Below are 12,943 nucleotides of genomic sequence, written 5' to 3' on the forward strand. Positions count from 1 at the left end.
ACGCGAACCCAAGATTAAGGATGATACAATCTAACTAGCGCATTTAGTAAACTGTCGCCGTAGTTAACCGCAATTACACATTATAATATCTCTTCAAACGACCCGTTAACAGATTAATTGATGAATTTGATTTTCCTGAACGAAAAACCTGGTCACCTAGTATTGCAATCAATTGCCAGAACTTTTTTGAATCTTCATTTTCACCATATATAAATATCTGATCTACTACTGATCCTGATCCGCCCCATATTTCTGGTGCCAGCAATCGTTTCCAAAACAAATCTGGATCAAAACTGGACTCAGCGACTCTTCTGAATATCCCTGCATATCTTCTTTCTTTGGACTGGCTTAAGAGTACATCTATCTCTTTCACCGTCTCAACAATTTCGCTAATCATATGCTCATTCATAGAGGCGGATCCAGTTTAATTCCTTGGTGAAGGATTCGAATTCTTTGCGTTACAGACGACGGCGGCAACACAACAAATTCCGGCAACCCCCCATGATTCCCATGTAAAGGTTGAGCTGGGCGAACCATGATATCTTTAAACGATACTACTTGTCCAACGCTAAGGAACCTACCAGTATTCAACGCGGGCAAACCAGCCGCTTCTCGATAGTTTGGAATTGACCTTGGGTCGATTGGTGACCATGAGCGCCCTAGAGGCCCAGAAATACCGCCGTAGACTCGATAAACCGTGATGAGATCGTCTTGCCACAAACCTGATAGCGCCGTGTATCCCAAATAGAGTCCGGCCAGAAAGTCACCGAACGGAGCTGGACCATCGATACCTACCAATACTCCAGCAGTAGCCGCTGCGGCAGCCATACGACCTCCGGCCACTGCAGCAGCACGTGCACCACTACTAGCAGCAGTGAGTTCCTGATTGTACAAATGTGCAAATGCCGCTGTAAGAGCGCCGCTGGCAAATTTACCACCTGCGACTATTGCAGCTGCGCCGCCAGCAACTGCTGCCGATGCTGTGCGAGCAATTTTGCCAGCCAACCCACCTGTACCTGCTTTTCCAAATACTCCCTGGGAAAATACACCGACAGCCGCACCTATAGCATTGGCGGCAAACCCTTCCTGAAAGTTGCCCCCTTGTGCGACTGATATGGCTCCACCCACAACACCATGGATGGCCCCCTTGACGGCGGCGAACCCAACAGTTCCCAATTCTTTGAACTGCTCGACATATGTGCCGACATGAGACCAGATACCCCAGTCGCCGACCTGAGCGAATGAGAACGCCATTGCAGTGACTGCTTCCAGTATCGACCCTCCAGACAGCAGTGTTAGCGCTCCTGCAGCCAGGGTACAGGTTATCGGCCCTACCCCGCACGCCACGATCTGTATCGCACTTCGTATCAACGGTATCTTCAGCAGCGCTTTGAACACCGAGCCTATGGCCTTGAACACCGACTTGAAGAAGTTGCCGATGGCCTTGAATATCTTCGAGAAGAAGAAGCCCGACGGGTCGGTGTAACTCAACGGGTTGTTGAGCACATAGGTGTAGCGGTTCCAGTTCTGGAAGTTTTCTACATCCTGGATGTTCGGATCAGCCGACAGGAAACGCCCGATCTCGGCGTCATAGACACGCCCGTTCATGTGCACCAGGCCGACCGGGTCCAGCATCTCATGGCCGGTATAGCCGCGCGTGGTGATCGAGGTGTCGAACGCCAGCAGGGCTGTGCCTGACAAAGCCGTCCAGTCAACCTCGCGGCGTTTGCCCCAGGCATCGAAGCTCATCTTCTGGACAATGGCGCCGACCTCATCGGTGATGGTGTCGAGTGAACCGAGATTGTCTTTCAGCAGATAGCGCGTGGCGGCGATCTGTGAGTTGGAATAGGTCGAGACCACGGCAACGCCGGCGATATAGTGTTTTTCCTCCACAACCAGCGACGGCTGTTGAATGGATTCATAAGACCCGCCCATCGCATATACGGTTGTGGTGGTGCCCGATGTGGTCTGGTCTTCGCGTTTGAAGCGTGATCGGTCCGGGCCATACCAGACATTGACGATATTGGCGCCTTTCAGAATCTGGGTCGGCTTGTCGAAGGCTGAATAGGTAATGGTGCGGCCATCGCCTGCCGTCTGGTTGCCGTTGGCATCATAGCAATAGGTCGCGTTCTTGGTGCCTGCCACCTGGGTGACGGCGTTTGGGCCTGCATACTGCTGGCTGGCGGCACACGAGCCATGCACCTGGCCATAAGTATAGGTGCCGACACCGGTCTTCGATGTGATATTGCCGATGGCATCATAGGTCATGGTCACGGTTGCATTGGTGGCCTGGCCGTTGCCGTAGGTGGTGGCAATGCTGGTGACGCGGTTGAGATTGTCGTACAGAAAATCTTCGGTGAGATTCTGTACCGTGTCGCGGCGCTGGGTCAGGTTGCCCAGATCATCCAGCGTGTAGGACAAATCCTGAACCGTGGTCAGGTCCTTGACCGAGAATATGGCATTGAGTTGGCCGGTTTCGGACTCATAGGTGCGGGTGGTTTCAACACCATTGCCAAGGCGTTCCTTGGAGACATTGCCACGCGCGTCCATTTCCAGAAGCTGCCAGTAGGACGCTTGCGAGGTATAGTTCTTCACCTCAGTCAGCAGGCCATTGGCGTCGTAGACATTCTGCGTGCGCAGGCCCGACGGGTAGATGACGCTGTCGGCGCGGGAGAAACTGTCATAGGTGGTGGTGGTGGTATAGGCCGTGCCGTCTATGGTTTCCGTCGCCTGTGACGGGCGGCCGAAGCTGTCATAATCAGCAGTGCTGGCATAGCCGTTCCCACTCGTTGACGCGACCAACTTGCCGATGGCTTTGTTGCCGGTGTCGTAGGTCCACGTGGCAGTGCGTGCGGCAGCACCTGCCGAATCTGCATCGTCGATGCGCGTCAGCATGCGGCCCAGCACATCATAGGTCATGCGGGTTACCTGGCCCTTGGCATCGGTCTGCTCCACCAGCATGCCCAGCGCATTGTAGCGATAGGTCCAGGTGCCCTTGTCCGGGTCGGTATCGGAGACCTTGTTGCCCCGGTCGTCGTAGACGTAAGTGGAGGTATTGCCGAGCGGCCCCGACATGGAGGTCATCTGGCCAATAGCGTCATAGACGTGGGTAGTGACATTACTGGCGTTGTCGGTCACGGACACAGTCTGTCCGATGGCATCCTTGGTCACCGTCTTGGTCTGGCCGATCTCGTTGGTGGCGACCTGGGTGAGCCCGTTATAGGTGACCAGCTGCGTGGAATTGTCCGGCCTTGTGGTGATTATGGGGCGGCCCAGCAAATCGTACTGGATCGTGGTCCAGTGGACCGTGTTGCCGGAAAAGTAAGGTTCCGACTTCTGGATCATGCGGCCTTGCGCATCATACTCTTCATTGATGTAAGACAGCTGCCCGTTGACTAGCGCGTAGCTGAGCCTTGTGCGCAGCAGGCGGTCGGCGACCACCGTGCTTTCCGCACCACCCTGGGGCCGTGTGATGGTTCTCAAAGCCAGATCGGTGCCGCAGGCAAAGGTTGTGGGGCCGCAGGCCTCACGGATGGTGTCGGTATAAGTGCCGTCAGCCCGGGTCTCCCGGGTCACGCGGCCGAACGCATCATGGATCCAGCTTGTGGTCAGATTGTTGGGGCCGGTCAAACTGGCAATCAGCCCGGTGTCGGGATCAAAAGTACGGGTCTCGGAATGCCCAAGCGGATTGGTTTCGGTCAGTTGGTGGCGCACCTTGGCGTCATAGGTGTAGCTGGTCGTGCGGCTGGTAGCGACAATACCGTCACCGACCGGCTCGCCCCAGGTCTCGGTGACCGACGTCACTGCCCCGAATGCGTTATAGGCATTGGTTTTGGTCACCGTCAGGCCACTGGTCGACGCAACCGTCTCGGTGGCAATCTCACCGGTTGCTTCATAGGTGAAGCTGGAGGTGCGGGTAATATTCGTCTGCCCGGTAGCGGCATGGATTACACTGGCCGAGCTCAGCCGGCCCAGTATCCAGGTGGCCGCATTGTGGGTGTAGACATTGTTCGTGGTCTTGGTGAACGTCTTGCCGCTACCGGCGGTCGAAGCCACAAGCGTTGTCGGATACCCGTAATCATCATAGGTTGTGGTTTCCGTCACGGTGGACATCAGAACACCGTTCAGGTCACGGCTGGTGGTGGTAGACGTATCGGCATAACGGAAGCACTGGGCTACACCGTCGGTGCCGCCGCCGGGCCGGAAACTCACGGCCCATGTGACCTGCTGGTCTTTCAGCACAATGTCACCCGGCGCAATGGTGCGGCTGCGCTCCAGCATGCCCTGATGATGGGTCTGCCAAGCCTGCAGATAGGTGCTCTCCGTAACTATGCCTGTACTGTCATCGGTGACCTCCATGGCCCTGAAACCAAGGCCGCCGACACCAGCGATGTGAACCTTGAAGCCCTCATACTTGTAGGTCTGGGTATTTGACCCGCCAATGCCGTTGTCGGCCACAACCTTGTGTACCAACTGGCCAGCGGTCAGAATGTCGTTTACTGGATAGGTCGCATCCGTGGCAGCGGTATACACAGCCGTATCGGTCATCGTCTTGTACTGGAACTCGCTCCATAGGCCGAGGCCATTGGTGACCTTGGTCAAGTAGTCAGTCGGATTCCAGGCCGAAAACACGACATGATCGTAGTATGAACCCGATTTAGACCTCTGGTTATCATCGCCTTTCCAATAATATAAATCAGCTAGGCCATCACCGTTAAAATCTCCGGTTGCAGCGACAACATAATCATCCCAGCCAGAAGTAACCGCACCGCCGGCACCGGCAGGCAGTAATTCCTTGGTAAACCCGCCCTTGCCGTCACTGAGGAATATGCTGTCATTGTTATGGCTGTTGCTGTTTAGCCGACCTTTGCCATCCGTCTCTGTGACGTAAAAATCCGTCAACCCATCTCCGTTGAAATCACCACCTGACACAACTTTGTAGTTGTCCGGGATTCTGTTGGCGCCCGGTACATTAATATTCTCGAATGTGCCGTCACCCCGGCCGATAAGTACCTTGTCCGCCCCGCCCGACACACCTCGACCGTAATTGTCCGTCTTGGTCAGATACAGATCTGTCAGGCTGTCGCCATTAAAGTCGCCCGTGGACATGACTGAAAAGTCATCCGGCACACGTTCAACATCAGATACAGCCTGCCTTACAAATCCGCCGGCACCATCTGACAGGTGCACACTGTCAGCACCCGTTTGCTTGCCGCGCTTATGATCATCAGTCAGAACCGTATAGAGGTCGATCAGGCCATCGCCATTGAAATCTCCGGTTGCAACAACAGAATGCCCGTCCTGCACGCTGTTCGCAGAATCGACTTCCTGTTTGGTGAAGGTGATGTTGTTATTGCCAATTCTATTGGCCAGCCACACCTGATTTGGCGCTACAACTTCAATTTCTTCTCCAAATTCATCCTCTATTTCAACTTTGTATGCGCGGCCTTTATTGTCTTGCTGGTACAGATACAGGTCTGTCAAACCGTCGCCATTGAAGTCTCCAACTGCGCCAATACCCCAATAATCCACAGTTGAATCAATGACTCCGATCAGGACCTTGTTGAAGTTGCCGGCACCATCTCCGAACAGCATGCTGTCGTTCTGCGTATTGTCCAATCGGCCACCACCGTGTATATCGGAGATGTACAGATCGACATTTCCGTCACCGTCAAAGTCACCTGTGGCAATTATGCCGTCATCGTTGCGCAAGCCATCTGCATATTCACGCCATATCTTGGTGAACGTACCATCCCCATCTGACAGCCAGATCTGGTCCTTGTTTGAGCCATGTTTCTTGCGTTGAGCGTTTGAATTGACTCTCGTTATGTAGAAATCCGTCAATCCGTCATTGTTGAAATCACCAGATCCAATGACGCGTTTTTCATCGTAAGACGAACTGGTCAGCCCTTCATTGGCGCCTAGAGAAAACAAACTGAATTTGCCCGCACCATCGGGAGACCATTCAAACACAGTCGGTGCAAAGCAGTCCGTGCTGCCGACGCCGCACTCGGTGACACTTATCGGCCTGGACCGTCCGGTGCCTGAAATCTCGTAGGCCACGGTATAGTCACGCACCTGCGTTGTGCCAGCCAGCACGCGGACCTTTTGCAGACGCTCATGCTGTTCAATAACAGAGCCGGCCAGATAGGCCTTGGATGTATCCGGCCTAGCCTCATAGTCAAAGACAACAGAGTTGTACGGAGCAAGTCCTTGCGCGGTGTTTCCGGTGTAATTGACCTGCGCCAGAGACAACCGGCCAAGCACAATGTCTTCCGTATAGACAAACTCAATATAATTGCCACGCTGATCCGTTATCTTGTGCAGCATCCAGGCCCGGGCTTCACTGCGCCCAGATGCTTCTACTGTTGTTCCCCCACCGGCGCCATACTGATATACTTGTCCATTCTTCTTCCATACCTTGAACCACAATGGTCCGGTTCCAGCATTGCCGTAGGAGACGATCTTGGAAAACTCTTCCTGCTGGGTGCGATATTCGGTACCGTCAGCTCCGTTGGTTCCGACGATTGGTACGAGACGTTCTCCGTTCATGCAGAACTTGTCATCAGTCTCGAAATCAACTGGATCGATAGTCTGGTCATTGTGGATATCGGTTCCACAACGGGTAATGGAAGACAGCCCGCCTATGGACCAGCCAACCCCCATGATGCCATTGCCGGCCTGACTGGAATATTGCAGCGTCAAAGATGGTTGCATGCCCGTCGTACCGGGCGGCACTGAAATAGGGATTGAATAACTGGCGGCACCCGCAGGTGACACACCAAGCTCACCCGACGTGGCTCCAGTCAACTCCGCTGCTCGTGCTGCGCCACTCAAGCCCACGATGAAAGCCAGCAGAATGGCGATGTATGAACTGAATTGGAGGTGTCGCAAATTCAAGAAAGTTGAAAAATTACTAGTATGCACAGAATACGAACGATTAAGCATCGAACAACTCCCCAAATTAGCAAACAGACAATACTTGTCCGGATCGAGAATCATCTTCTCGATACACATGTTTTGTCGCCAATATTGAGAGGTACTTGTTCCTCTCCCCAGTTCACGGAAAGTTGACGTAACTGCAGCAAAGAAGTCAATCATATTTTTTCTTTATGCAGAGAAAAACTGCTTGCGTGCGGATGTCTCACCAATAGGTTGCAATATCCGTTGTTATCACTACCATTATCCGTGCAAGTTAAAGAGCGCATCAATACCTCAATTGGAGATTGCAACTGATTCGCTTCGATGAGTGTTAGGGAATTTGCCTGCAGCCAACTGATACTAGCTAAAGGACAATGCCATCTGGGTTCCGTAGGAACGGCAACACGGAAATCTCGAACAATCGCCTTGCTGTGGAGCACCTTCGAACTGAAGCCGAATGGTGACCAGGTAACAGAACGAATTAGATGGTGAGTAGATTACCCTTTACAGGTTGACGGCAAGCATCGGGATAACTGTGCTCAGTCCAGCTCGTACTTGGACTTGTAGTCCTGTGACAGGGAAGGGTCCTGATCTTCCTTGCGCAACAGCACATTGCCGACAACCAGCCATTCAATGTCGGTTCCCATGAAGCAGTGAAAGGCATCTTGTGGCGTGCACACGATCGGTTCGCCGCGCACATTGAAAGACGTATTGACCAGCATGGGGCACCCGGTCAGGTCCCGGAATGCGCTGATCAGCGCGTGATAGCGCGGGTTGGTTTGCGCATGCACGGTCTGCAGCCTGGCTGAGTAATCAACATGCGTTATGGCGGGAACGACGGAACGAGGCACATTGAGTTTGTCGATACCGAACAGTTCGTCCTGTTCCGCGGTCATCTGTTTTCGGTGTTTTTCCAGCACGTCTGCAACCATCAGCATGTAGGGGCTCACACCGTCGAATTCGAACCACTGCGAGACGTGTTCGGCAAGAACCGATGGTGCAAACGGACGAAAACTCTCACGGTACTTGACCTTCAGGTTGAGCATCTTCTGCATGGTTTCAGAGCGCGGGTCTCCAAGAATGGACCGGCCGCCCAGCGCACGCGGGCCAAATTCCATCCGGCCCTGAAACCAGCCGGCGGCCTTTCCGTCTGCCAGTGCCCGGGCGGTTTGCGAGATCATCTCCTTGTCCGTCAGCACTTCATATCTGGCACCGGCAGCGTCCAGCGCGGTTTCCGTTTCGCTGGCAGAATAGCTGGGACCGAGATAAGATCCGCGCATGCTGTCCGTGACGTCGGCAACCGTCCTGTCATGCTGCAGTTCTCCGTGCCATGCGGCCAGCGCTGCGCCGACGGCACCGCCGGCATCGCCTGCCGCAGGCTGTACCCAGATATTCTGAAACGCACCGTCGCGCTTGAGCTTGCCGTTGGCTACGCAATTGAGGGCTACGCCGCCTGCCAGACACAGATTGGGAATGTCATGTTCTTCAGCCAGTGCACGCACCATGCGAAGCACGATTTCTTCTGTGACAGCCTGCACCGAAGCCGCGATATCCATGTGAAACTGGGTCAGGCGATCGGTTTCGGCATTGCGCACCGGTTTGCCGAACAGTTCGGCAAACCGGTCTTTGGTCATGGTCAGGCCGGTGCAGTAATTGAAATAGCTCTGATCCAGTTGAAACGATCCGTCTTCCTTGAGATCGACAATGTGCTCCAGTATGAGATCCTTGAAGCGCGGCACTCCATAAGGAGCAAGTCCCATGACCTTGTATTCTCCGCTGTTCACCTTGAAACCGGTGTAATAGGTGAATGCCGAGTACAGCAATCCGAGCGAATGGGGAAAGCGCATCTCCTTGACCATCTGCAGGTCTCGCCCACGCCCGATTGCAACTGACCCGGTTGCCCATTCGCCAACCCCGTCAAGTGTCAGCACCACCGCTTCTTCAAACGGCGACGGGTAGAAGGCACTGGCAGCGTGGCTGATGTGATGTTCGCAAAACAATAGTTTTTCGGCGTTGGCAAAGCCGCCGTCATGTTGTTTCAAATTCTTCAGCAGCATCGTCTTCTGGAACAGTTTTTCCTTGAGCCATACCGGCATTGCCAGACGAAAGGATGAAAACCCGCGCGGTGCAAAGGCCACATAGGTTTCCAGCAACCGTTCGAACTTGAGGAACGGCTTGTCGTAAAAAACCACATGATCGATATCGGCGATCTTGAGGCCTGCTTCGGACAGGACATAGTCGATTGCGTTACGGGGATAGGACGCATCATGCTTTTTTCGGGTAAAGCGTTCCTCTTGCGCGGCGGCCAAAATTTCTCCGTCCCGCACCAGTGCTGCAGCACTGTCGTGGTAAAAGGCAGAGATACCGAGTATCGCTGTCATCAGAAGATTGTATAGATAAACGGCGCGATGGCGGATCCCTGGGTGAGAACCAGCAGGCCGCCGAGCAGCACCATCATCGTCAGGATGGGCAACAGCCAGAATTTTTTGCGTACACGCAAAAATTTCCACAGTTCAGCGACAAATGACATTTCACGAAAACCTTTCTAGAACTGGTCGCGCATCGAACCGGAGGTCGTTTCGTCCCGGGCAATCCAGTAGGAACTGGCACCAGGATCCCGGTTCAGATGCAGCAGGTCTTTCCTGCGCAGCTTGAAGATCAGGGCGGTTGGTGTCACTGCAATGAAGAAAATCAGGCCCATGACAACAGGTCCGATGATCCGGCCGAGCAACATGCCGAACTTGAACCACAAAATGTTCAGCGGTTTCAGAACCGCGGGAAACAGAAAACCTGCTGTTATAAATGCGGCTGCCACAGTGAGCGCCCACCAGCGGGGGGACCCGCTGTAAACCAGCGGCCAAAGGCCGATCAGGACAAATACGACGGAAAAAACAATGCCGAAACTGCGTTCTGACCCGACAGTCACAGCATCATGCTCATCGATGTCTATCACTGCAATGTACCCGCTTTGGATCCAATAACAACTCTCTACGGGACCAATAGGTCACCAAAACTGTTTTAACCAGCCCAAAAATGGTTTTGCTGTTGCGACCTTTTCACCTTTCTAGTTTCCATTAGAAAACAATCTGATCGATTGAGTTGATTCAATTGAAGGCACCACAACCTTAGGTATGTATTTTATTGACGGCATTTCGAATAATTCTGATGCGGGTTTAAAGTGGGAGTGTTGGTAATAGCATGTCGAGCTGGGTCAAAAATGTTTTTCTATTGCTCTGTAGTTTCGCTGTATCTGTCGTGTTTTTCGAATTAGCACTGATATTCTATAAAAATTTGCAGGAAGCAAACGTTCCGCGAAGCTTGCACACATCTCGTTCATTGACGAATTTGGAGCTACATGACTATCAGAATCATTATTGCAGCCCTCCGTTTTCGCGAAACAGACTACACTCGACGGTCAAATCCAGAGAACGCCCGCTTTCGGCGTTCTTCCAATTTGAAAATGACCAGGTCAATTTCTACGTTCACAATGAGTTGGGGTTTCGGGGCACAGCCAGACCTATCGCGGGCAAGTCCGGTGTGTTTGTAGTAGGAGACTCCTTCACCCGAGGTGTACTTGCCGATGAAACAGAAACCATTCCCGCATTTCTGAATCGGTGGATCAGTGACTACCAATTTCTGAACTTTGGAACCGGCGGTCACGGCACATTGCAGCACCTTGAGACCTACAAGGAGTTTGCAAATAAGATCCCGCATGAAGCCATTATGGTTCTGATCTATACTCCCAATGACCTGCAGGACAACATCGGTTTCAAGCGTTTCTTGCTTAAAGAGAATTCAGCGCAAAAAGCGTATTGGAAGTCGTTGAAATCTAAAATAAGGCCCCAAATCGAAAGTCTTGGTGAAACACAAACCGGGCAGTTGATCGCAAAATCATACTGGACGTTGAGGAGGCAGTTTTCGCCTAGCCCATCCTCACCGACAGAGAAAGAACTCGTACTTCTGCGCCAATCTCTCACCGACTTGAAATTGGAAGCTGGGGCAAGGCCATTTCACTTAGTTACCATTCCTGGACGAGAGGAATTTGATCATCAAGATAGATGGCAACGTAACAATCCGGTCGTTTATGCTAACCTGGTTCGAAGGGAAGTCGATAAACTAGGAATGGCACTTGACATCAATGTGCTTCACCTGAAGGAGAGTATTTCAAAGCGTATCCATGAATATGGGGTAGACGCCGTTTATGGTTGGCCGAACTATCATTTCACGGAGCAAGGGTATTATTTTGCAGCTCGGGAAATTGCAACCTGGTTGAGCGCAAAAACCCCAGGCTTCAAAGCTGAGATCGAAGACAAGTTCGTAAACAGAACGCAGTTCAATCCAGCGCGGCTGGCTTGCCCTTGAGGCAACCTAGTTTAGAAAAAGACATTACTGCCTCACAAGCTCGCCACACACCTCATAGGAATATTCGGACGACAATCTACAGACAATTTGCGGGAGTTTGCCCCTCCATCACCATGTTCTTGAGTGTTGCAGGCAATCTTCTGACGGATGTTGAAAGGTTCAGCTTCGGATGTAAACATGGTCAGACAGGACTTTAGAGCTGAAGTTGGCTCTGCCGATCTATATCCCGTCTCAGCTTTACAACACTATCCGATCGTCCATTGTCTAACGCAATCTGAGTGCCATAGAAACGGCAACACGGAAGGCTTGGTCAGCAGCGCAGCTTCAATCCAAAAACAATTTGTTAGAATTCTCAAAATGCCAATGTTGTTTCAACTGTTCAAACTCAAAAACATGTCAACAGAATTGGATTTCACCTTACAATTTACGGGATCGACGTTTGTAGCGAGGGTCAGCAAGATTGTTTGCTAGTTCGTCTACCGTTCTAGTTACTGTATCGCGGGAAAGTTTCTTACGCCCAAGCTGGCCTTCCAGGAGACGTAACAATTTTGCAACCGACTTTGCACCACTCCACTGACCCGTTTCAACCAAACCAACAATTGGCTCATACAGTTCGCCACGTCTGCTTGGACGGCCCCTTTTAGGTGCAGGTGAAGCGATTGTTCGCCATTGTCCCTGTTGGCTTGGCCATTCTCCTTTCAACCTGTCGTTTTCGACCCATCTGCTTGCTTGTTTCAAATCCATCACAACGAAGGCATCTGGTGCTAGTAACCTCTCTTGCCCCCCTGCCAGCCTGGAAATCGAAGCCGGTTTCAACCCAAGATGGACGTTTGGCAATCTCCGATGCAAGGGCCAGACAATGTTAAGAATTTCACCTGTAATCCGCACCGGTTTTTGCGGAGGATCCTCTATTACATAAATGCCGGCATCGTCGAAACCTGCAGGCCAGCCAAACAATTGCAGCTCGCCCTTCTTCACTGCATCTGCCAACATTTTGTCCACTCGTCCAAACCACTTTTCAGGAGACAGACGAAACTCTCTCAAATACTCCGAACTCTGCTTCTTGAGTAACTTCAGATCTGGTGAATGGCGTTGGGTTGACCAGAGCTTGCAGTGCAGCGCTTCCCTCAACGCTCCCAATGAACAATAGCCATACTTCAATACTGCCTCAGCCGTAGCAGTCGCAATTGGATCCCTCAATGCATAGTCAGGTTTTCTGATGGTCAGTTGGGGATGGGACATAAAGCGTCTCCAACAAAGAAACATCGAAGCCATCCATACCACATTGTGGAAAATTACGGGCTCAAAACTGGAGACTAAAACGAACAATATGGCAACAAAGTTGCTTCCAAATTGCTTCCAGTTGATCTTTCAGGAGAATGTGTTCAGCGCTAAGCCATTGAAATGATTGGTGGGCGCACAGGGATTCGAACCCGGGACCGTCTGATTAAGAGTCAGATGCTCTACCAACTGAGCTATACGCCCTCACCAATTCATACAGCTGTCAGATGTTGTTAAACGCACCCGCGGCTGGCGTGCAAGGGGCGCGCATGTCCGAGCGCGCCCCTGCATCAAGTTCGGATGCCATATCAAAGGAGTAAATGAAAGTCTACCGGCAAATGTTGCAATGTGCCAGTTCTCTTCACATTGATAGTTAAGA

The 12,943-nt window shown here is 52.2% G+C and carries 7 protein-coding genes and 1 tRNA gene; 1 reads left to right on the forward strand and 7 read right to left on the reverse strand.

Annotation, left to right across the window (positions count from 1 at the left end; genetic code table 11):
- Positions 1–73: 73 nt before the first annotated feature.
- From DHN55_RS22515 to DHN55_RS19770, 5 genes are all read right to left on the reverse strand, one after another.
- Positions 74–409 carry a hypothetical protein gene (locus DHN55_RS22515; RefSeq protein WP_337660577.1) on the reverse strand — a complete coding sequence of 112 codons (336 nt, stop codon included), beginning with the start codon at positions 407–409 and terminating at the stop codon, positions 74–76.
- Positions 406–7,101, reverse strand: a complete 6,696-nt coding sequence (locus tag DHN55_RS19760) for an FG-GAP-like repeat-containing protein (RefSeq protein ID WP_337660578.1) — start codon at positions 7,099–7,101, stop codon at positions 406–408. Before DHN55_RS19760 ends, DHN55_RS22515 begins: the two co-directional genes overlap by 4 nt.
- Positions 7,102–7,460: 359 nt before the next feature.
- A complete protein-coding gene (locus tag DHN55_RS19765) occupies positions 7,461–9,302 on the reverse strand; it encodes a carbamoyltransferase N-terminal domain-containing protein (RefSeq protein ID WP_108883264.1) in 1,842 nt (613 codons plus the stop codon).
- Positions 9,302–9,451, reverse strand: a complete 150-nt coding sequence (locus DHN55_RS22520; protein WP_337660579.1) for a DUF5989 family protein — start codon at positions 9,449–9,451, stop codon at positions 9,302–9,304. Before DHN55_RS22520 ends, DHN55_RS19765 begins: the two co-directional genes overlap by 1 nt.
- Before the next feature lie 15 nt (positions 9,452–9,466).
- Positions 9,467–9,874 (reverse strand): SxtJ family membrane protein, encoded by a 408-nt coding sequence (locus DHN55_RS19770; protein WP_337660580.1) that lies wholly within the window; start codon positions 9,872–9,874, stop codon positions 9,467–9,469.
- 245 nt (positions 9,875–10,119) lie between these two features.
- On the opposite strand from DHN55_RS19770, the gene DHN55_RS19775 reads away from it, so the two are divergent.
- Positions 10,120–11,283: a hypothetical protein gene (locus DHN55_RS19775; RefSeq protein WP_337660581.1), complete on the forward strand. Its 1,164-nt coding sequence runs from the start codon at positions 10,120–10,122 to the stop codon at positions 11,281–11,283.
- Between the two features lie 417 nt (positions 11,284–11,700).
- On the opposite strand, the gene DHN55_RS22525 is transcribed toward DHN55_RS19775, so the two are convergent.
- On the reverse strand, positions 11,701–12,525 hold the full coding sequence (locus DHN55_RS22525; protein WP_337660582.1) for a hypothetical protein: 825 nt from the start codon (positions 12,523–12,525) through the stop codon (positions 11,701–11,703).
- A 167-nt stretch (positions 12,526–12,692) separates the two neighbouring features.
- Positions 12,693–12,768, reverse strand: a tRNA-Lys gene (locus DHN55_RS19790).
- Positions 12,769–12,943 lie beyond the last annotated feature (175 nt).

The organism is Anderseniella sp. Alg231-50, from assembly GCF_900149695.1.
GTDB lineage: Bacteria > Pseudomonadota > Alphaproteobacteria > Rhizobiales > Aestuariivirgaceae > Anderseniella.

Bases quoted from the DNA above. Each gene is read 5' to 3' on its own strand.
- DHN55_RS19760 (WP_337660578.1), bottom strand. From the start codon at position 7,101: ATGATTGACTTCTTTGCTGCAGTTACGTCAACTTTCCGTGAACTGGGG.
- DHN55_RS19775 (WP_337660581.1), top strand. From the start codon at position 10,120: ATGTCGAGCTGGGTCAAAAATGTTTTTCTATTGCTCTGTAGTTTCGCT.
- DHN55_RS22520 (WP_337660579.1), bottom strand. From the start codon at position 9,451: ATGTCATTTGTCGCTGAACTGTGGAAATTTTTGCGTGTACGCAAAAAA.
- DHN55_RS22515 (WP_337660577.1), bottom strand. From the start codon at position 409: ATGAATGAGCATATGATTAGCGAAATTGTTGAGACGGTGAAAGAGATA.
- DHN55_RS22525 (WP_337660582.1), bottom strand. From the start codon at position 12,525: ATGTCCCATCCCCAACTGACCATCAGAAAACCTGACTATGCATTGAGG.
- DHN55_RS19765 (WP_108883264.1), bottom strand. From the start codon at position 9,302: ATGACAGCGATACTCGGTATCTCTGCCTTTTACCACGACAGTGCTGCA.